Raw genomic sequence first — 19694 nt, forward strand, 5'->3', positions numbered from 1 at the left:
GAAACTTAGAAGTCATTATATGCCACAACAAAATCATCATCCAGCAAAAAAGGATGATGTTTTTCCTTTTAGTGATAAACCCGCCAAGATCTTCTATAAACCCTGCCATTATAGTAAAATATTGGTAACAAGGATTTTGTCGATAGGGGAAGAATCATGCTGGTTGAAAAACGTTTAATTGTTAATTCGGATAAAGGAAATTTGCTGCAAGAATTAATCGATTCAATGAATGAGTGTAAGAGATTTTATTTTAGTGTTGCCTTTATTAATTTTAGTGGACTCCAGCTGTTGCTTGATCCGCTCTTTGAGGCAGGGAAAAAAGGGATAAAGGGAAAAATTATTACCTCAACGTATCTCAATTTCACGGAAGCGAAAGCATTGGAGAAAATAAGAGAGTTCGAGCATGTTGACTTAAAGGTGTTTGTGACGGATAAGGAGATAGGTTTTCATACAAAGGCTTATATTTTTGAGTATGAAGAGTCCTATAAGGTCATCATTGGTTCATCCAATATTACCCAAAGCGCATTGAAAAGTAATGTTGAATGGAACGTGGAGGTTATTTCTAAAAGTGATACTTCTTTTATTCAGGCAGTTTTGAAAGAGTACGATGCCTTATGGGATAGGTCCCGGGTTGCCGACGATAAGCTGATTGCTGAATATGAGGAATTTTTAAAGTCTCTAAAGAAGACTCAATCTTCCCAGCAGTTGATTTTTGAAAAGCCGGAGTATATCACTCCTAACCGGATGCAACGAAGGGCTATCGATAATCTTGCTAGATTACGAGAATTTGGGGAAAAGAAGGCTCTTGTCATTGCAGCAACCGGTACTGGAAAAACATATATGTCTGCGTTTGATGTGAAAAGCTTCCGACCAAAGAGGCTTCTTTTCGTTGTACATAGGGAAGAGATTTTGAGAAAAGCAAAAGAAACCTTTGAAAAGCTGTTACCAAATGAAAAACTTACATTTGGATTGTTAACAGGAAATCATAAAGAGAAACACGCTGATTATATTTTCACCACAAACCTGACAATCTCTAATTGTTATCATGAGTTTAGAAAGGACGAATTTGATTATATAATCATTGACGAGGCTCATCACGCAACGAGTTCAACTTATCAGGCCGTTTTGAATTATTTTGAACCTAAATTTACGCTTGGAATGACGGCTACGCCTGAGCGGAGTGATGGGTACAATGTGTTCGACTTGTTTGATAACAATGTTGCTCTTGAAGTACGTTTGCATGAAGCGCTTGATGATGAGCTTGTCATTCCGTTTCATTACTTCGGCATCACCGATATTGAAGGAATCGATTTAAGTGATGTTTCCATTGATGACATTGCGGAAGTAACGAAGCGTCTTAAGGTGAATGAGCGGGTCGATTTTATAATTGAGAAGATGGAATTTTACGGTCATGACGGAGAAAAGCGAAAATGCTTAGGGTTTTGTGCGAGCATTGAGCATGCCCAGTATATGGCTGCCGAGTTTAATCGGAGGGGTTGTAAGAGTATATGTCTGCATGGTGGCGATTCAGCTGAAACCCGTCAACAAGCCATGAACCGTTTGGAAAATGACCATGACGAACTTGAAGTTATCTTCACTGTTGATATTTTTAACGAAGGGGTCGATATTCCTTCAGTGAATTCTGTCCTCATGTTAAGGCCGACTAACTCACCGATTATTTTTATTCAACAGCTTGGACGTGGATTGCGAAAGCATGCGAATAAGAGCTTTTTGACAGTGCTCGATTTTATCGGGAATCATAATAAAGCGTTCTTAATCGCATTGGCTCTAAACGGCAGTCGCTATTATGATAAGGAGAGCTTGAAGGTTGCGGTTGCAACTGGTTTTGCCAACATTCCTGGTTGCACACACATTCAAATGGACAAGATTTCACAGGAACGGATTCTCATGCAGATCGACCAGGAAAATTTTAATTCAATGAAGTATTTAAAAGAAGAGTACTTTGAATTTAAAAATCTTAATCAGCGACGCATTCCATATTTTCTGTTGGATTATTTAAAGTATGATGGGGCACCTGATCCGGTGAAATTCATTGATAAAGAAAAAACGTATCTACAGTTTGTTGCCAAAGTCGAGAAGAGCGAGCGATTGAAAGCGTTATTGAGCGATGATCATTTTGAAAGGGCTCTGAAGGAGCTTTCAAGTAAATTACCGCTTAAACGAGTTTATGAATTTGTTGTGATGAAATATTTGCTTAACCATGACCAAGTCTCGCTAACAACGGCTAAATATGAGATTCTGAAATGGGTTAAGTTTGTCGATGATGATAGTGTCCTGCATGCGTTCCAAACCTTGAATCAGGACTTTTATGATAGCGGAGAATTGCGCCGTAATTTAAAGTTGTTTGATTTGAAGGATGGAATACTCGGTAAGACCCCTGTATTTTCGAATATTCTTGGCAACGCGGAATACCGGAAATATATCGAAGACATTATCTTGTATGGCATTTTCCGATATGAAAAGGAGTTCAAGAACGAATACTACGGTGTCCCGCATCTTAAGTTATATGAGCAGTATAAAATGGCGGATGCGGCCTTGCTTTCCAATTTCCAAAAAAGCCATAGCTCGTTTAGAGGCTCAGGTTTGTTGACAAATGGGAATGACTACTTCCTTTATATTGACCTCCACAAGGACGCCGACGTGGAGGAAAGGCTTCAGTATAAAGATGAAATAAAGAATACCCGCGAATTTCAGTGGCAAACGCCTCACACAACGGCCCAGCACACAAATACAGGGAAGAATGTTATCTTCAATAAATCCCGAGGAATTAACCTTCACTTGTTCATCAGAAAATACAAAGAGATTGATGGCAAAAATGAACCTTTCATCTATATCGGTAAAGGGAATACTGTTAGTTTTGAAGGAAATAATCCAATCACTGTTCAAATGGAACTGGAGCACGAGCTGCCGCACAATCTGTATATTGAATTTACGAAAAAAGTATAGCCTTTAAAGGACTATACTTTTTTCGTCTATTAATTTTTCTACAGCCGGTATATCCGCAGGTGCCCACACCAAAGAGGTCAGGTTTTCTCGCTTTAGCCAGATTAACTTTGAATGCTCAGTAGGGATTGGCGTCCCGCTAGTGATTTTGCATTTAATCGCAATCAGATTTATGATGAACGTTTCGTATTCATGGAAAATGTCATTATGTAACTCTATCGGTTCAATCTGGCAATGTAATTCTTCTTCAATTTCCCTTGTTAGGGCAGAAAATAAATCTTCATCAGGTTCAACCTTGCCACCTGGAAACTCCCACATATTCGGAATAGCCATCTCTGGTGACCTAAGTGCACAAAGAATCTCATTTTGTTCATTTTCAATAATTGCTGCTACTACTTTTACTGTTTTTTTCATGAGGACCTCCAGTGATTTATATTTCTACTAAATATAATAGCATTATTAATATTAATTACATAAATAATAATAGTCTCTGACACTTTAACCATGAGGAATAAGTAACCGGTTAAAGGAAGATTATTAGTCATATTTGTAATCACCTCGTTGTAACAATTTGTAATTCGAGGTAAAATTATTTAAATGCTAATTACTGTATTAATAGGAATAAAGAGGGGAGATGGGTGAAGGTTGTATAAAAAGGTTGCTTTATTGGTATTATTGTTTACATTTGTTTTTGGTACGGTTTCCTTTGCACATTCAGGTAGAACTGACTCAAGGGGAGGTCACAATTGCAGTGACAAATCAAAAGCCAAGGGATTATGTACGGGTTACCATTTCCACAATGGCGGTAGTACATCTGGCAGCTCCTCCTCAGGAAGTAAATCAGCACCGAAAGTAACAAGGAAGGATAAGGATTGCTCCGATTTCAGTAGCTATGATGAGGTAGTGGCCTACTGGAATTCCAAGGGATATTCTGCTACATATGACCCGGAAAATTTGGACGGATGGGGCAACACTATAGACGATGGAATACCATGTGAACCGCCAAGTGGTTACGACAAGACCAAAATCAATAACAGCCCCGAACAAATTCAATTTAAAAAGGACCAACAAGATAGTAAGGCTGGAGAAAAAGAGGGATATAGTCAAGGTCTAAAGGACGGTTATAAAGGAGAAGAGAACAAAGGAACGACTTCCCGTGGCAGCGATGCTTTTAATAGTGCTTTTGCAACCGGCTATGATAGGGGTTATGCAGAAGGCGAAAAAAGACTAGATTCAGAAAAAAGTAAAGCCTATGATGAAGGTTATCAATTAGGAAAAAAGCAAAATAATATACTGATTCCATCAGTTTTTCTGGCACATTCTGAACTAAAGAATGCTTTTGAAAATGGTTTCAAAACAGCTGTTGCTGAACAAATTGAGGGAAAGAAAAAACAATATCGAGAAAAAGGCTATAAAGATGGGAAAGTCGACATATATGATGCTCCTTCAGAAAAAGAGTTTATTGAGGTATACGATGAAGGATATGAAAAGGCACAAAAAGAACTAAAGGATTACTATATCAAGCAAGGATATGAGGCTGCATTTACGATGTTAGAGTATAAGGAGCCTAATTTAGAAGATAAAAAGTTTAAAGACTGGTATAAAGAGGGGTTTAAATCCAATGTGGAAGTAGAGAAAATTAAAGAGGTTGCCTTGAAACACGGAAGAAAGGGAGATAGCTTAATAATTCCTGAAGACTATAAAGTTGGAAAGATAATCTATGAATTTTACTATAAACAAGGACTTACAGAGTACAAAGTTGAAAAGCAAAAAAATCAACGAACTACCGTCAGTGGATTAGGACTTGGTGCCCTTGCATGGCTAGGAAGAAGATTCTATGTGGCTAAGAAAATGATTGGATAAGGGGGAAACATTTAATGGGAGTTTACCGTACTGTTAGCCGTAAAGTTGAAGATGTGTTCGTGAAAATACTAGCAGGTAAACAAGATTCACAACTTGTAAAAGAAAAAGTAGCAAGATATAGGGCAGAATATGACGAAAAACTAAAGGTGAAAAAAGCTGGAAAGGATAGAGAGAACGCTGAACAAAAGCTTCTTTTTCAACAAAGAAAGGAAGAGCAGGAACGAGGAATAAATTAAGGAGTACATCGACAGCTTGGAAAAGGGTTTGCATGTCTTTTTCATCATAAAGATAAGATAGATACTAATCTCCATAGATTCTCTCTTAGCTTAAGGTAATAGTGAACAGGTATTCTACTTTCAGACGCAGAGGGGGAATGCCTGGCGCTTATATAGGAAGGGCGAAAAAAATTTTGAGGAAGCATCAACTCTGTGCTTCCTTTTCCTATGTAATCAATTAAAGGTGATTTGGAGATTTTGTATATCTTAAAGGATTATAAGATAGTAGTCCAAAACCGTTTCTTTTGGAGGAAGTGTTTTTCTAAATAGTTAATATTCTAACTCTCCTTATTCAACTTATATGGTATTATTTAGTAAAAACTAGAGAAGAGGAGTCTTATGTTAGAAAAACATTATCTTGATTTAATGCAATTTTTTGAGGGATATGTAAGGAATTATCGGAGGCTGAACTTAACAGGAATCCATAATCGTTCCATGATGACCAATCGGGAAATCGAGTATTTTGCTAATTTAGGTGAAATGCTTGGCTTTGATTCATTTGTTGAGGACTCAAAGTTTGACATGAGGAAAAATCGTTCCCGCCCTATGGATCTTGCGTGGTGGAAGTGGGACTTACGTGTAAACAAAGAGTACTATGACCACCTTGCGTTACATTTGGAAAGAGAAAATTCATTCAATAAAGATCTGGATACAATTGATAAGCTTTTTTCCGACACAGAAAAAGACTATATTCCTCATAATGTGATTGGGATTCAAACAATCGGTTCAAAGTAAAAAATTGAAGAGCTGAATAATCTTATAATAGAAAGAAATACAAATCAACAATCGAATGTGTTAATGATATACCGTTATTGTGATGTTGAGAAAGAGTTGGATCAGGTTAGTGCCTATCTTTTTACTCCTAATAAATCGATTGTTGAAAGACATGCCGTTTGTACGCAAGATGATTATGGCTATTGGTTCATGTGCTTTGTAGAGGAATATGAACAAAATGAAGCAAATAAAGCCAAAAAAGAGGTCCAGTTACAATAATGAAAGTTGGTTAGAAACTCATTTAAAAAGGAGGGGATCGTAAATGACACAGTGCGAAGCTATTATTGAGGCATTGCAAGCTTTGGGTGGAGAGGCAACAATTAAAGAAGTGGACGAATGGCTGGATAGAAATTATCCAAATCGATGGAAAGGTTCAGGTACCAGCCTTGCTGATATGGTTCCCTTAGAAAGGGGAGGGAATATATCATCATCGGTTCCGCAGCATTTTCGTGTGTTGGAACGAGTAGGGCCAGGTCGGTACAAATTAACGTATGAACTTTAGGGAAAGAATAGGGCTTTCGGTATAAGTGCTTGTCACTCCCAGTTTTTTGTCGATAAAAATCTCGACATATTCCGGGCTGTGCCAGGCACTTTTTCTATAGTCTTGTTTGCTCCCTGTAAATCCTGGAAATCGAGAGTAGGCTATTTTATTTTTGTTATTCAGTTTACCAAAAGGGATAGTTCGGGCTATAATAAAAAAATGTGAAATTTCGGTTATCGAAAGTTTTTTATTTAGGTTTTCAGCATGAAAAAACATAGAAAGGGGAGACCGACTTGGAGGAATCCACCAAAAAGAAACGGCTGCAGCTAGCTTTACTTTTAGGATCACTTGGCATACTGGGGCCATTTACAATCGATACGTATTTGCCGGCCTTCCCTACCATTGTAAAGGAATTTGAGACGACGGCTCCACTAGTCCAAATCAGTTTGACTGCCGCTTTATTAGGTCTTGGTTTGGGACAATTGGTCATTGGGCCATTAAGTGATGTGAAAGGACGGAAGAAGCCATTGTTATTCTTCCTTGGTCTTTACATTCTGGCATCCCTGGCATGCTCAATTTCACCCAATATCTCTCTTCTTATTGCGGCACGATTTGTGCAAGGGTTTGCGGCATCCGGTGGGATCGTCATATCCAGAGCCATCGTAAGGGATCTTTATAGCGGAAAAGAACTGACAAAGTTTTTTACTTTAATGGTGTTGGTGGGAAACCTTGGGCCAATTATTGCCCCAATTGCCGGAGGAGCCATCCTTGCTTTTCAGGATTGGAAATGGGTATTTATCGTCTTGGCATGTATTGGGGTTATTTTGAGCATTACTGTTTCATTTAAGTTAAAAGAGACTCTCCCGGAAGAAAGGCGTGTCCCAAGTAATTTGCCTCAAGTAATAGGCAATTTCGGAACATTATTCAAAAACAAAGAGTTTATGGGCTATGCATTTACCCAAGGGTTCATCACGGCTGGCATTTTTGCCTATGTTTCTGGCATTCCATTTGTTTATCAAAATATTTACGGTGTAACCCCTCAGCAGTTTAGCCTCTTATTCGGAGTCAATGGGGTGGCCTTGATTATCGGAAGCCAGTCTGTAGGCCGCCTGACAGATGTTATTTCGGAACGGACTTTCTTGAAAATTGGCCTGACATTAGCGAATATATCAAGTTTCGGTTTACTCGCTGCTCTCCTGTTGAAAGTCCCGTTGATCGGAGTCGCCATCCCGGTTTTCTTTTTCCTATCTTCCATAAGTATGATTGGAACATCGTCTTTTACATTGGCCATACAGTCTCAAGGACGTATGGCAGGTAGCGCTTCTGCTTTATTGGGGGTGCTGCCCTTTGTCATGGGAGCGCTGGCAGCACCGCTTGTTGGAATTGGAGGAGCTTATACAGGAGTTCCAATGGCGGCAGTTATTTTTGGCGCAAGCTTTTTGGCTTTTATGTGTTATTTCTTCTTGGTTAGAAAAACGAGACCCCGGGAGCCGGTTTTGGCGGTTGAGAGCAAAGCTTGAAAAAGATGAATTGAAACATTGACAGTAAAAAAAGGCTAGATAGAGCATTTCCTTATGCTCATCTATCCTTTTGTTTTGACTATTAATTTCTCTTGAACTACAACGTTTTCCGTTCAACTCAAACTCATTCATTATTAAGGAGGAAGTCGCCCTACTAAGGTCCCTTGCATTTTTCCCTGATTCTTGTTATTCTTAGGTAGAATTATTTTTGTTCGGTGTAAAGTTGGACTCTTCGTTCTAATGATCACTTTGGGCAAGGATAGTAATACAATGTGCTTTAGCACTAGGAGGCAACACAAATGGAACAAGGTACAGTTAAATGGTTTAACGCAGAAAAAGGTTTCGGATTCATCGAGCGCGAAGGTGGAGAAGATGTATTCGTTCATTTCTCTGCAATCCAATCTGAAGGCTTCAAATCATTAGACGAAGGTCAAAAAGTTACTTTCGACGTTGAGCAAGGTGCACGCGGACCTCAAGCAGCTAACGTTCAAAAAGCTTAATTTTGAGATAGCATACCGAAACAGACTCCAAAAGGGTCTGTTTTTTATTTTCAAAAAAACAGCAATAAAAAACCCTACTCAACGAACGAGTAGGGTGATGGTACCGGTAAAGAAAAAAAGTTTAAAGCTAAAAGGTTATTTACATTATAACATAACATACTCATAATCAAATGATTTGCAGAAATCAATTTTAAATTTGTTTAATCTGAAGGAAGAATACATTCTACAGATTAGATATCAACTACGGTCCCACGTACTTCTGAATATAAAAGATTATACGAACTATGCCAGCAACTATGATTGTTTGTTCGTTATTCCTTCTGTTCAAATGTTTTGCAGGCGGTTTCCATAACGTTTGCAGCATGTCTGTCATGGTGGGCAATGACCATAATGGAGTCAGCAACACAATTGTCGCCCTCTGCCCAGTATTTGCAGTTTTCTACATTACACTTTACTTCAATCTTCATGGTGATACCACCTCCCAGAATGTTAGTACCACTCTGTACCCCAATCTAGAATAAGGTAACCCAATTTGATTTAAGTGCAGCTATTTCTGTCTTTTGCAAAAAAAAATTCGACAAAACTTGTGTTGTGCTAGGCATTGTGTTTTACATTTCTATAAAGATGCAGGGAGAGCCAACTTTAAAATTTATGTGGTTCGTCAATATGGCTGGATGCGTAGAGAGTATTGGTAATCCTCGTGTCGCGGGCAATTGTGGTTGTGATAATGAAGAAAATGGCTCCTACAATAAGTGCCCAATTGTATTTTCCTACAAAAAATAATACAAATGCCCCGACTAATGATCCCACCATCATAACAATCAATAGAATTTGAATTTTCCCCTTGAGCTTATCATTCATGTGCATACCTCTCTTTCATTATTGATTCAACCCGGATTTTCAAATGTGTATTTTTTAAACAGACGCTAAATACTAAAATCCGTTACAGGTTATTAAGATTTTTTCCTTGCCAAGAATAGTCCGTAAAGCCGAGTTCGGGAAGAGACCCGCGGCTATTTGATCAAAAAAGTCCGTGGTGAATATTGCTGAAGAATTGAGCCACTCATGTGGAGTTTTGAGCCAGCCAGGGCGGAAAAATGAGCTAGGCATTGCGGAACAGAGATCCACTATGATTAGAAAAACCTCTTGTATGTTGCATGCAAACCAGTGTTTACAGCCATAAGAATGTAACACTTCTGCAATGTCTTTTACCCACGATTGCCGTAGGGGTAAAAGAAATGGTTGGAAGATTATCAATTTTTCATACGTCTTTATATATAAATAATTATATATAATGATTTACATATGTAATTGGTTTTGATATGCTTCCTCTTAATAACAAAATAGAGGAGTGCAATTTATGCTGATATTAACAAACCGCTCATTTCGCAATCTTTTATCCGGTAGACTTTTAAGCGTATTCGCAGATGCAATGATCTTTTATTCCCTATTGAAATGGATTGAAATACAATCCGGAAGTTCGGACTCTTTCACTCTATTTTTCATTGCCTACTACTTGCCTGTAGCTATTTTCGGCATTCCAGTGGGCAGCTGGATTGAAGGCCGTACACTACAGAAAGTAATGATTTTGTCTGATGCATTGCGAGTCGCAATGTTATGCTTTTTCCCTTTTATTATGTACTTCGCCCCGTACCAATGGGCATATTTGTTGCTATTCGTATTGAGCGTATTACAACTGTTCTTTATTCCCGCCAATCAATCATTGCTTCCTCATGTCGTAAGTTCAGAGGAACGCGCAAAGGCAAACAGCCTGTTTCAAATTGGATTCACGGTAACTAAAATTTTTGGTCAAATCATCACTACCCTTCTTATCAAATTGTTGTTCCCTATTTCGGGTTTGCTTTTCATTTCAGCGGGTTTACTTTTTCTATCGCTTTTTTTCATTCGAAAAGTACAGCCTTTTTTTAAAAATAAACAAAACGCTCCACGCGGAAAGCTGCAAATGATGAAAGAAGGCTTATTCTATATATGGAACCAACCAAAATTCAAAGCGCTGTTTCTCTTTTTGACGCTGGCAATGTTCATTGCGACATCAGTAGATCTTGTGTTACTCTCGTTTTTAACGGATGTATTATCTGTAGGAGTGGAAAATTTGAGTTTTATAGGCACAGCTTCTCTGATGGGCATTTTGCTTGGGGCTTATCTTGCTCCAAAGCTGTATCCAAAACTAGATAGGAAATGGATGCTCATCCCACCGTTATTTGCAGTAGGCATTAGTGTCGGTAGCTTGCTATTCATCACAAACTGGCAATGGATTCTTCCCTTCTTCTTCTTACAAGGTATAGCATTAGGTGGATTTAACGTCACGATTGTTACCTATCTGCAAGATGAGGTGGATAATGACTATTACACACGGACGTTCAGTCTGTTTAATATGCTCACCACTTCCGTCGCTTTGCCTGGTATTTTAATCACTGGACTTTTACTAAGGGAATTTGAAACCATTCACACGATACAACTGATGACCGGTATATTGCTATTACTTGGCGTCATCGGCTGCTGGGCCATTCCCCGATTAGGAATGGGAGCCAAACTCAGATCAACATAGTAGAAAGGATGAAATACGAATGACATTGAAGCATGCTATTTTGGGCTTGTTAAGTAAATGGGATGCAACTGGATATGATATAAAGAAGGAATTTGACGACTTCATGAGCATTTTTTGGCATTCGCATCTCTCTCAGATTTATCCAGAGTTAAATAAGCTTGAAGCCGAGGAGCTCATCACTAGCAAGCTTGTTCCCCAAGAGGGTAAACCGCATAAAAAAGTTTATTCAATCACCAATGGGGGCATTGACGAAATTACTAACTGGGTAGGGTCTCCACCTGATCCCCCTAAAATTAAAGACCCTTTTCTCATGCAAGTGTTTTTCATGGATAATATCTCTGCGGACGAGGTGATCTTTCAACTGAAATATTATCAGGGAGTTCGACAAAAACGACTGAAAGAGATGAAACAGACCGTACAGGAAGCATGGGAATCAATTAAAGAGCGGCAAACCATGACACCTAGGCTCCTTATGTCTTCAGCTGTGTTGCGGAGAGGATTAGAACAGGAAGTGCAGTACATTAAATGGTGCGAAGAAACCATTGAGCTGGTCGAAGCCTGCAAATCACTATGGGATGCGGACACTTCCACGGAATCTGTGTTGCCGTTTGATGAGGCTAAGGAATTGGTAGAAGACTACTTTAACGTTGCGGTTGTTCTCGAGGAAAAGGAAGATTGACTACAGTTGGAATAGAGTAACACCTCTCTCAGACGGTCTAAGAAGGAAAAAACGACAACAACTTCAAACATCATAGGAACAGGTAACCCCCTTGTATAGAACAGGCTAATTAGACCCCATATGAGTATTGACCAACGAAAACTTGGTGGTGGTCTGCATGAAGCTCAAACCTCTGTTGTTTGATCAGGGATTGGGGAAATCAAAAAGTATCCATCAGCAGTCGAAAGTCGTATAGCTAGGTATTTCTTTAACATGTATTTACCTGACGAGGCGATGATGAAGGTATAAGATAGACTATTATACTCCTGCATATCGATAGAGGATGAGGCGATAGACGAACTCGATCATTTGGGCCAGTGAAGTTTTGACAAATAATTGAGAATAAAAGATCCCGATAAAGTGAACAGCCATTGGAACGGAAACATTCCAATTTACTTTGTGCGTTACTAGCCAGCGGCTCCCTTCTCCGCACTAACTGGCTCTATCGTCCGCAAACGGTGGCTTAAACCCACACAGCTCAGCTGGCTCATTCCGTGGAACTGAAAAGAGTAATCCTAACCTTATGCAAAAGCTTCTTTCGTCAATTATGGGCTGTCCCAAAGTCAATGTTGACCATGGTACAGCCCCTATTTTTATGGTTTATTCCTTCCGTATGTTAGTTTGAATTTTGCTCTTGGTAATTTTTCTGTTTTAGCTCCTGACGTTACTGTCTTCTTGCTTCCAATTAGATACAATAGCAAAATAATAATCATAAAGCCTGCAGAGAAACTAAACGTCATGCCGTAGCCAACGTTTTTTGCCAGGAATCCAAGTGCTACTGACCCAATCGCTAATCCAGAATCAATAAAAATGAGGAGCATGGAATTGGCTGTTGCCTTTGTTTCGGCTGGAACGAGCGTCAATGCCCACGCTTGGATAATTGGTTGGATGATGGCATAAGCGATTCCGAACAATACCCCTGAAACCAAGACCATCCACATCCGAGTAGAAAATCCTAAAAGAATCAAACCTGCTGCCCCTGAAATAGCGCCTGGAATAATAAGAATTCTGTGGCCGAATCGATCGAAAATTTTACCGGAGAAAGCCCGAACGATTATCATTGCAATCCCTTGTGCAATGAAAAATTGCGAAATCCTTCCGCCCACATTGATTTCTTTTCCAAACGCCCCCATAAAGTTGACTGTTCCTGCAATGGCCATATAATTGAGCGCGACCAAAATACTCGGAAGAAGGACTCGTTTATCGAACATGTACTTATAGAAAGGTTTATGAGTTGTGGCCTTTGGGTTTTCCGTTTCTTTAGTAGCCGTATTTTTTGTGAACAAGCTGCACACAAAGGAAAAAGACATGAGCCCCAGACTCAATATCATCATCGAACGGAATGAATAATGGGCTAGATAAGAAATGGCGATGAGTGGCCCTAATGTCGTCCCAACGCTCATAGACATTGCGAAATAAACGATACCCTCACCTAACCGTGATTTTGGAACAATATTACTTGATATCGTAACGACTAAAATCGTCAGCATGCTAAATCCAATCCCCTGCAGCGCTCGAATGAAGATTAAAAATCCGATTGATTGGCTGACAAAAGTAAGACCGATCGTGCCCATAAAATAAAGGAGGGAAATAACGAGGAGCCATTTCATATTAACTTTTTGGATAAGGACACTTGCAAAAAAGCGCGTAATGAGTGATGCCAACATTAAAGTCGTCGTCATGGTTCCTGCGATTGCAGGATTCCCGTTAATGGTTGCTATAAAAAGTGGGAAGCCTGCTGTAAGCATATAAAAAGAAGCGAACATGACTAAAGTCAATGAGATGATAATGACGTATTGGTTCGTCCATAGTTTCACTTTTAATTTACGCATAGTGGATGAGACCGCCTTCCTAGGCATTTTCTAAAAATAGGGATGATTGATACGTAAAATTGCTTTATAAATCATGGCAATTATTCTTCCCTTGTTTTTATAAAATATTTTGGTTTAAGTGCTGTCACTCCTCGTTTTTTGTCGAAAAGCATTTTGATACTTTTCGGGCTGTGTTAGTGATTCGCATTGAACCGTCTCTGAGAAACACTATTTTTTTGGTCATTAGTGAATTTTTTTCAAATGTCACTTCCTATCATGACACATGGCTGGTTGTAGATCCGTCTAATCTTTCAGGAGGGATCAGGATGAGAAAATGGATCATTATTTTTGGCGGAGTTTCATTACTGTTTATAGCTGGGCTTTCTTACTACTTCTTGACTCAGTTCAAGGTGGTCAACGCCTGGGAAGGAAATGAAGAAGCCATTGTCATGGCCAATAAAGTGTGGAGTATTCAGTTTACCGAAAAAATCTCGGCAGAAAGTCTTCGTTCTGATTCAATCTTTGTTTTGGATGATCAAGGAAAGAAATTTAAAACTGCGTTGTCCCTTAGCGACGATCAAAAAACCGTTTATATTGATCCGCCAAGAGATGGGTATCAACTTGACGCAAAATTTTACACCCTCCATTTTAAAAGAGACCTTAAATCTTCCACAGGGAGAAACCTGGGAAGGGATAAATCCTGGAAGTTCGTGGTGAAAGAAGACCTTCCTGTAATAGGATCGAAGGAAAAATTGAATGGTTATTTTAAAAATCTATTAAAAGAAGAAAAAACGTCGCGAGGCGGCTGGTTTTCAAGTGATACCAGTGAGTCGAGCATGAGCGGCGAAAAGTCATCTGCGGATTCAGCTGCCAATGCTGATTATTCCCAAACAAATAATCAGGTTCAGGGAGTGGATGAAGCAGATATCGTAAAAACAGACGGGCGTTATATTTTCCAAGCGGAAGAGAATGAAATCCGGATCATTCATGCTGCGCCGCAGGAGGACATGAAGCTATTGTCGAGGATTTCTTATCCTGAAGAGTTTATGCCGTACCAGCTTTTTTTACACGAAGGGAAATTGGCTGTCATCGGCTATCAGTATCACAATCCTTCGAGACCATATGAACAATTGGTGAAGGATTCAAAGATTTTACCAATGATGATGTCAACGAAGGCTGTTATATATGATGTGAAAAATCCGGCCAAACCTGTGCAGATCCGGGAGGTTGCGCTGGAGGGAAGCTATGTGTCAGCGCGGAAAGTGGAAAGCATGGTCTATTTGGTCACCATGCATCACCCGGAATATTGGCTGCTCCGTGAAGACGAAGAACTCGATATAAGGCCAAAGTATTATGATACAGCATCCGGTACTGCCGAGAAAATTGTCAGTTATAATGAAATTAATTATTTCCCTGAATCAAAGGAGCCCAATTATGCAATGATTGCGGCGTTCGACCTCAATCAGCCAGGGAAAAAAGCCGCTGTCACCACTTATCTGGGCAGCGGGGAGCAAATGTACATGTCGAAGGAAAACCTCTATCTCGCGATTACGAATTGGGCCGAGCATCCACGTGGGGATTGGACAGAGATGCCAGCACTGGATACAACGATCCATAAGTTTTCAATCAAAGGGCTGGAGGTAGAATCCCAAGGATCTGCGTTCGTGCAGGGCACCGTGCTTAATCAGTTTTCCATGGATGAGCATGAAGGACATTTCCGGGTCGTGACGACAAAGGGATATGCCTGGGATGAAAGCAGGCCATCCTCAAATGCCCTCTATATATTGGATAAAAATCTGAAGCCTACAGGAAAGCTTGAATCATTGGCACGGGGAGAGCGAATTTATTCAGCGAGATTCATGGGCGACCGGATCTATATGGTCACCTTTAAAGAAACAGATCCATTATTCGTCATTGAAGCCAGCGATCCGGCAAAACCAAAAGTGCTCGGTGAATTGAAGATTCCTGGCTTCAGCAACTATTTGCATCCATATGATGAGAACCATCTGATTGGATTCGGGCAGGATACGAAAATCATTGCGGAAAAAGGAGCGGGCGCACAGCTGCGCATTCTGACCGATGGCGTCAAAATATCGCTGTTCGATGTCAGTGACATGCATCATCCTAAAGAGAAATTCACAGAAATTATCGGCGGGAGAGGAACGTATTCACCGTTAAATGACGACCATAAAGCATTGTTATTCAACCAAGAAAAGAATTTGTTTGCCTTCCCGATTTCCGTTTATCAAAACAGCAAGGAAAACGAATATAATCAAATCTTTAACTACCAGGGGGCATATGTATACAGCATCGATTCCGAAAAAGGGTTTGCTCTTAAGTCGAAAATCACCCATATGGACAACGAACAGCCATCCATATATGAAGAATACGATCCAGCAATCAAGCGTCTCCTGTATATCGGCGATACTTTGTACGCACTCTCCCCGGGCAAGATCACAAGCCATGATTTGAAATCATACAGGCATATCGGAACACTCGGTCTAAGATAATTGTTACTTGTGCCTGTCACTCCCCATTGGCGTTCTTTTTTTCTATCTATGATATTATAGATGAGCAAAAGGAAGGGAGTGTTTTTCAATGAAAGAACAGAACAATGCTTTGCCGCCAAAAACTTGTGAGATTGAGCGTCTTGTCACAATGGAAGACGACGTTAATAAAGTGTTGGCAGGCAAGAAAACTGCTACGCGCCGTAACGGCCGTTATGCCGATGTAGGCGAAATCATGGAGTTAAAAGGAAAGAAATTCATCGTGGACAATGTCTATTCCCAATCACTTGGAGAATTGACTGATGCAGATGCCGAGCGTGAGGGCTTTGAAAATGTGGAAGCGTACAAGCAGTCGATCCTATCGTATCACCCGGGAATGCCTTGGCTTCCGCAAATGCGCGTCTGGGTGCATGAATTTAGTCCTGTTGAAGAATAAGAAATGGATTTATTGTACCGAATCATCATTTACCTTCACGTCGCAAGCGCGATTGCGTCCATTGGGCCGTTCTTCATTTTAATGCCCATTGTGAAAAAACTGCCTGATGCTGTGGAGAAAGAGCTGGATGCCCATTTGGCTTTGCTGAAGTCAGTCGTGCGGCTGTCAAAACACGCAGGCCATGTGCTGGTTGGAACAGGCGTGCTGCTCGTCATCCTCGGACCATGGACATGGAAAACGCCGTGGATTGTCGGAACCCTGGCACTTCTGTTCGCCTCCCTCTTTTTCCTGGCACGGGCATTCTCTCCAACACTTCGTGAATTTGCCGAAGAAGGCGCAAATAAAATAGCACTCACCGCAAAATTAAAGCGCACCATCTGGACCTACATCATTTTATTGATGGCGATGCTCTGGTTAATGGTCGTGAAACCGAATTTGTGGTGAAGATGTTTCCAGCATTGAAACCTATTTCCGTATTCATTGGTAAAGTTAATCAAGTCTATTTAACTAATTTTTTTTAAAAAAGGGTAGGAAAAGGCCATAGGGACGGTCCCTATGGCTTTTCTGTGTATTCTTTATTTGTTTTTAGATTTCAGTATTATGAGGGGTGCCTGGCACTGTTATTAGTTCTGCCATATGCTTGACGGCATTTTGTGTTTTTGCAAGCTCTTTTTGCATGTTGGAGTGAACAATAAATTGGCTGGATACAAAATTGGAAAAGGAAGAGAGTTTGTATAGATGAATGAGGCCTATATTTGGTGAATGGATTATTGTTTTTAAAACCAAGGTTATATCTCCGTGCTAAATGAGTGGGAGGAGCCATTGATTTACTGATATATAGATTGGAGGGAATGGGTAGAGATTACAAATGTATGTAGTCTGATTCTTTCAAGCGTTATAGCACTTGAAAGAATCGACCTCGTCCTTATTAAGAGAATCTCAAATCAAAAAATCAACCTAAAAAGCGCGACAATCAAAGCTATGCGAATAATCATTCGCACTATACGACCTCTTATTCGAGTTTCTAACACAAGAGAATCGCTTCCAACAGATAGAAGTGTTCCTCTATAAATGCCTTGGGTTGTAATAATTTCTACTTCTTCACCTACAAGACAACTAGCTTCGCCAGCAAAACTTTCGTTTGTCATTATTTTATCACCTCTCTTTTTATTAGGAAATGCAATAAAAAAAGAAAGGTTTGGACAAATGTTATGGAATGTTTGATTTATTTATCCACTCAAGAGTAAGTTATATTTGATAGGTGGGGGATTGTGCAAAATGCATTCACTCCAGAAGATTTTCAGAGATTTCCCTATAGAGACGACAGGCCAACGCGAAAGTTAAACAAGCCTATTTACCCTGTTATCAAAAAAGGGTTAGGACTATATATTCAAAATTTAAAAGATTCCGTTAAATTATTTGCTAATCTTCCAGGCTTTTCTCTACCATAGAATTGAAATGATCTTGAGGAGGGGTTGGCTTGAGGAAATGTTGGCGAGTTGGTTTATTGGCTTTACTGAGTGTTCTATTATTGGTTGGGACGATGCCGCTCACTGGCCAGGCAAAAAAGCCAAAGTTCAGTTATGACGATTATAGTCAGGTTGACCTTGGCAAAGATGGCATGGTGGCAACGGCCCATCCGCTTGCCTCTGAAATTGGAGCGGAAGTGCTCGAAAAAGGGGGCAATGCCATTGATGCGGCGGTGGCGGTCCAGTTTGCGCTGAATGTCGTTGAACCAATGATGTCAGGGATTGGCGGCGGCGGGTTCATGATGGTGTATGATGGCAAAACGAAGGAAACGACCATCATGAACAGCCGGGAACGTGCCCCTGCTGGCGCGACGCCTGATATGTTCCTCGATGAAAACGGCAACCCAATTCCTTTTGCGACCCGTGCGACTGGCGGGACAGCTGTTGGCGTTCCCGGTACATTAAAGGGACTTGAGACCGCTCTTGACAGGTGGGGAACCCAAAAGATGCAGCAACTGATCGGGCCGGCCATCAAGCTTGCCCACAAAGGGTTCCCGATTGATTCCGTTTTAGCCGAAGCGATTGCGGAAAATCGGGAAATGCTGTCGCGGACGGAAGCCAAAGAAGTTTTCCTTCCGGGTGGTAGGCCCCTTAAGGAAGGTGATATCCTCGTCCAGGAAGATCTGGCCAAAACCTTTAAGCTAATCCGCTCAAAAGGGGCAGATGCGTTCTATAAGGGGGAAATAGCATACGCTATTTCGGATATTGTCAAAGATTTCGGCGGTTCCATGGAGGTCAGTGACTTAAAGAAGTATGATGTCACAATCGACAAGCCTATCTGGGGAGATTACCAGGGATACCAAATTGCCAGTATGCCGCCTCCAAGCTCCGGCGGGGTATTTCTTTTGCAAATGCTAAAAATCCTCGATGGATTTAATTTGTCTCAATACGATGTAAATTCTGTTGAGAAGGTTCATTTGTTGGCGGAAACGATGCATCTTGCCTATGCGGACCGTGCCTCCTATGCAGGCGACCCTGAATTTGTCAATGTGCCGATTAACGGGTTGCTGCATCCTGACTATATTAAGGAACGCCAGCGGCATATTAGCCTGAACAGCGTGAACAAGAATGTTACAGCCGGGGATCCATGGAAATACGAAGAGGCTAGTGCCAATTATGCGCCAACAAGCCAGCCAAATGATCGGAAATATGGAGAGACGACCCACTTTACAGTAGCGGATAGGTGGGGGAATGTTGTTTCTTACACAACGACAATCGAGCAGCTTTTCGGGACAGGCATCATGGTTCCTGGCTACGGAATAATGCTGAACAATGAACTGACCGATTTTGATGCCGTTCCTGGCGGGGCGAACGAAGTCCAGCCGAACAAACGGCCATTGAGCAGCATGACCCCCACGATCGTGTTTGAAAATGGTAAACCAGTCTTGACCGTTGGATCACCGGGAGGGCCGACCATCATCACGTCCGTCCTGCAGACGATCCTCCATGCAATCGAATATGATATGGAGCTCAAAGCAGCAGTAGAAGAGCCGCGAATTTACACAAATAACATCAATTCATACCGTTTTGAAGAAGGAATTAACCAAGATATCATTGCGAGTTTGAATGAAATGGGGCATAGATTCGGCTCTGAACCTACCACAATTGGTAATGTCCAAAGCATTCTAATTGACCATGAAAAAGGACTATTCAAAGGAGTCGCGGATTCGAGTAGAAATGGCGCCGCAATCGGGATTAATTTAAAAGGGAAACGGAAGTAAGTATGAACTTTGCAGGTGCTGCAAAA

The 19694-nt window shown here is 40.7% G+C and carries 19 protein-coding genes; 14 read left to right on the forward strand and 5 right to left on the reverse strand.

Going from position 1 to position 19694, the window contains the following annotated elements:
• The first annotated feature begins 156 nt into the window (after positions 1 to 156).
• Positions 157 to 2967, forward strand: coding sequence for a DUF3427 domain-containing protein (locus D1B31_RS02110; protein ID WP_118919083.1), 2811 nt, complete (start codon positions 157 to 159; stop codon positions 2965 to 2967).
• 3 nt (positions 2968 to 2970) lie between these two features.
• On the opposite strand, the gene D1B31_RS02115 is transcribed toward D1B31_RS02110, so the two are convergent.
• Positions 2971 to 3378 carry a (deoxy)nucleoside triphosphate pyrophosphohydrolase gene (locus D1B31_RS02115; protein ID WP_118919084.1) on the reverse strand — a complete coding sequence of 136 codons (408 nt, stop codon included), beginning with the start codon at positions 3376 to 3378 and terminating at the stop codon, positions 2971 to 2973.
• A gap of 231 nt (positions 3379 to 3609) precedes the next feature.
• Here D1B31_RS02115 and D1B31_RS02120 point away from each other — a divergent pair, with 231 nt between their 5' ends.
• The 7 genes from D1B31_RS02120 to D1B31_RS02150 all read left to right on the forward strand — a co-directional run bounded on the left by D1B31_RS02120 (position 3610) and on the right by D1B31_RS02150 (position 8377).
• Positions 3610 to 4827 carry a YHYH domain-containing protein gene (locus D1B31_RS02120; RefSeq protein WP_118919085.1) on the forward strand — a complete coding sequence of 406 codons (1218 nt, stop codon included), beginning with the start codon at positions 3610 to 3612 and terminating at the stop codon, positions 4825 to 4827.
• A 14-nt stretch (positions 4828 to 4841) separates the two neighbouring features.
• Positions 4842 to 5063 carry a hypothetical protein gene (locus D1B31_RS02125; protein WP_118919086.1) on the forward strand — a complete coding sequence of 74 codons (222 nt, stop codon included), beginning with the start codon at positions 4842 to 4844 and terminating at the stop codon, positions 5061 to 5063.
• A 378-nt stretch (positions 5064 to 5441) separates the two neighbouring features.
• On the forward strand, positions 5442 to 5837 hold the full coding sequence (locus tag D1B31_RS24800) for a hypothetical protein (protein WP_240035122.1): 396 nt from the start codon (positions 5442 to 5444) through the stop codon (positions 5835 to 5837).
• Between the two features lie 63 nt (positions 5838 to 5900).
• The gene (locus tag D1B31_RS24805) at positions 5901 to 6095 is read left to right on the forward strand and encodes a hypothetical protein (protein WP_240035123.1); all 195 of its coding nucleotides are present in this window, start codon (positions 5901 to 5903) and stop codon (positions 6093 to 6095) included.
• Positions 6096 to 6138: 43 nt separating this feature from the next.
• A complete protein-coding gene (locus D1B31_RS02135; RefSeq protein ID WP_118919087.1) occupies positions 6139 to 6378 on the forward strand; it encodes a hypothetical protein in 240 nt (79 codons plus the stop codon).
• Between the two features lie 272 nt (positions 6379 to 6650).
• Positions 6651 to 7877, forward strand: coding sequence for a Bcr/CflA family multidrug efflux MFS transporter (locus tag D1B31_RS02145; RefSeq protein WP_118919089.1), 1227 nt, complete (start codon positions 6651 to 6653; stop codon positions 7875 to 7877).
• A gap of 299 nt (positions 7878 to 8176) precedes the next feature.
• Positions 8177 to 8377 (forward strand): cold-shock protein, encoded by a 201-nt coding sequence (locus D1B31_RS02150; RefSeq protein ID WP_026694123.1) that lies wholly within the window; start codon positions 8177 to 8179, stop codon positions 8375 to 8377.
• Positions 8378 to 8688: 311 nt separating this feature from the next.
• On the opposite strand, the gene D1B31_RS02155 is transcribed toward D1B31_RS02150, so the two are convergent.
• A complete protein-coding gene (locus D1B31_RS02155) occupies positions 8689 to 8844 on the reverse strand; it encodes a DUF1540 domain-containing protein (protein WP_118919090.1) in 156 nt (51 codons plus the stop codon).
• A gap of 175 nt (positions 8845 to 9019) precedes the next feature.
• The gene (locus D1B31_RS02160; RefSeq protein WP_118919091.1) at positions 9020 to 9238 is read right to left on the reverse strand and encodes a hypothetical protein; all 219 of its coding nucleotides are present in this window, start codon (positions 9236 to 9238) and stop codon (positions 9020 to 9022) included.
• Between the two features lie 499 nt (positions 9239 to 9737).
• On the opposite strand from D1B31_RS02160, the gene D1B31_RS02165 reads away from it, so the two are divergent.
• Complete coding sequence (locus tag D1B31_RS02165; protein ID WP_118919092.1) at positions 9738 to 10946, forward strand: MFS transporter; 1209 nt, start codon at positions 9738 to 9740, stop codon at positions 10944 to 10946.
• Between the two features lie 19 nt (positions 10947 to 10965).
• On the forward strand, positions 10966 to 11625 hold the full coding sequence (locus D1B31_RS02170) for a PadR family transcriptional regulator (protein WP_118919093.1): 660 nt from the start codon (positions 10966 to 10968) through the stop codon (positions 11623 to 11625).
• 632 nt (positions 11626 to 12257) lie between these two features.
• Here D1B31_RS02170 and D1B31_RS02175 read toward each other — a convergent pair.
• Positions 12258 to 13523, reverse strand: coding sequence for an MFS transporter (locus tag D1B31_RS02175; RefSeq protein ID WP_240035124.1), 1266 nt, complete (start codon positions 13521 to 13523; stop codon positions 12258 to 12260).
• A 278-nt stretch (positions 13524 to 13801) separates the two neighbouring features.
• Here D1B31_RS02175 and D1B31_RS02180 point away from each other — a divergent pair, with 278 nt between their 5' ends.
• The 3 genes from D1B31_RS02180 to D1B31_RS02190 all read left to right on the forward strand — a co-directional run bounded on the left by D1B31_RS02180 (position 13802) and on the right by D1B31_RS02190 (position 16862).
• On the forward strand, positions 13802 to 15985 hold the full coding sequence (locus D1B31_RS02180) for a beta-propeller domain-containing protein (protein WP_118919095.1): 2184 nt from the start codon (positions 13802 to 13804) through the stop codon (positions 15983 to 15985).
• Between the two features lie 88 nt (positions 15986 to 16073).
• Entirely contained in the window at positions 16074 to 16418 is a 345-nt protein-coding gene (locus D1B31_RS02185; protein WP_118919096.1) for an ASCH domain-containing protein, read from the forward strand.
• A gap of 3 nt (positions 16419 to 16421) precedes the next feature.
• Positions 16422 to 16862 carry a hypothetical protein gene (locus D1B31_RS02190; protein ID WP_118919097.1) on the forward strand — a complete coding sequence of 147 codons (441 nt, stop codon included), beginning with the start codon at positions 16422 to 16424 and terminating at the stop codon, positions 16860 to 16862.
• Between the two features lie 500 nt (positions 16863 to 17362).
• On the opposite strand, the gene D1B31_RS02200 is transcribed toward D1B31_RS02190, so the two are convergent.
• Complete coding sequence (locus D1B31_RS02200) at positions 17363 to 17566, reverse strand: hypothetical protein (RefSeq protein WP_118919099.1); 204 nt, start codon at positions 17564 to 17566, stop codon at positions 17363 to 17365.
• 395 nt (positions 17567 to 17961) lie between these two features.
• Between D1B31_RS02200 and ggt the strand changes: the two genes are divergently transcribed.
• Positions 17962 to 19668: a gamma-glutamyltransferase gene (ggt, locus tag D1B31_RS02210; RefSeq protein ID WP_420846056.1), complete on the forward strand. Its 1707-nt coding sequence runs from the start codon at positions 17962 to 17964 to the stop codon at positions 19666 to 19668.
• The last annotated feature ends 26 nt before the right edge of the window (positions 19669 to 19694 follow it).

The organism is Neobacillus notoginsengisoli (genome assembly GCF_003515685.1).
In the GTDB taxonomy this organism is placed as follows: Bacteria; Bacillota; Bacilli; order Bacillales; family Cytobacillaceae; genus Bacillus_D; species Bacillus_D notoginsengisoli.

Excerpts from the sequence above, each read along its gene's own strand:
- D1B31_RS02175 (WP_240035124.1), bottom strand. The coding sequence starts at position 13,523 with ATGCCTAGGAAGGCGGTCTCATCCACTATGCGTAAATTAAAAGTGAAA.
- D1B31_RS02185 (WP_118919096.1), top strand. The coding sequence starts at position 16,074 with ATGAAAGAACAGAACAATGCTTTGCCGCCAAAAACTTGTGAGATTGAG.
- D1B31_RS02180 (WP_118919095.1), top strand. The coding sequence starts at position 13,802 with ATGAGAAAATGGATCATTATTTTTGGCGGAGTTTCATTACTGTTTATA.
- ggt (WP_420846056.1), top strand. The coding sequence starts at position 17,962 with ATGCCGCTCACTGGCCAGGCAAAAAAGCCAAAGTTCAGTTATGACGAT.
- D1B31_RS02160 (WP_118919091.1), bottom strand. The coding sequence starts at position 9,238 with ATGAATGATAAGCTCAAGGGGAAAATTCAAATTCTATTGATTGTTATG.
- D1B31_RS02150 (WP_026694123.1), top strand. The coding sequence starts at position 8,177 with ATGGAACAAGGTACAGTTAAATGGTTTAACGCAGAAAAAGGTTTCGGA.
- D1B31_RS02165 (WP_118919092.1), top strand. The coding sequence starts at position 9,738 with ATGCTGATATTAACAAACCGCTCATTTCGCAATCTTTTATCCGGTAGA.
- D1B31_RS24805 (WP_240035123.1), top strand. The coding sequence starts at position 5,901 with ATGATATACCGTTATTGTGATGTTGAGAAAGAGTTGGATCAGGTTAGT.
- D1B31_RS02125 (WP_118919086.1), top strand. The coding sequence starts at position 4,842 with ATGGGAGTTTACCGTACTGTTAGCCGTAAAGTTGAAGATGTGTTCGTG.
- D1B31_RS24800 (WP_240035122.1), top strand. The coding sequence starts at position 5,442 with ATGTTAGAAAAACATTATCTTGATTTAATGCAATTTTTTGAGGGATAT.
- D1B31_RS02190 (WP_118919097.1), top strand. The coding sequence starts at position 16,422 with ATGGATTTATTGTACCGAATCATCATTTACCTTCACGTCGCAAGCGCG.
- D1B31_RS02200 (WP_118919099.1), bottom strand. The coding sequence starts at position 17,566 with ATGACAAACGAAAGTTTTGCTGGCGAAGCTAGTTGTCTTGTAGGTGAA.
- D1B31_RS02170 (WP_118919093.1), top strand. The coding sequence starts at position 10,966 with ATGACATTGAAGCATGCTATTTTGGGCTTGTTAAGTAAATGGGATGCA.
- D1B31_RS02155 (WP_118919090.1), bottom strand. The coding sequence starts at position 8,844 with ATGAAGATTGAAGTAAAGTGTAATGTAGAAAACTGCAAATACTGGGCA.
- D1B31_RS02110 (WP_118919083.1), top strand. The coding sequence starts at position 157 with ATGCTGGTTGAAAAACGTTTAATTGTTAATTCGGATAAAGGAAATTTG.
- D1B31_RS02135 (WP_118919087.1), top strand. The coding sequence starts at position 6,139 with ATGACACAGTGCGAAGCTATTATTGAGGCATTGCAAGCTTTGGGTGGA.
- D1B31_RS02115 (WP_118919084.1), bottom strand. The coding sequence starts at position 3,378 with ATGAAAAAAACAGTAAAAGTAGTAGCAGCAATTATTGAAAATGAACAA.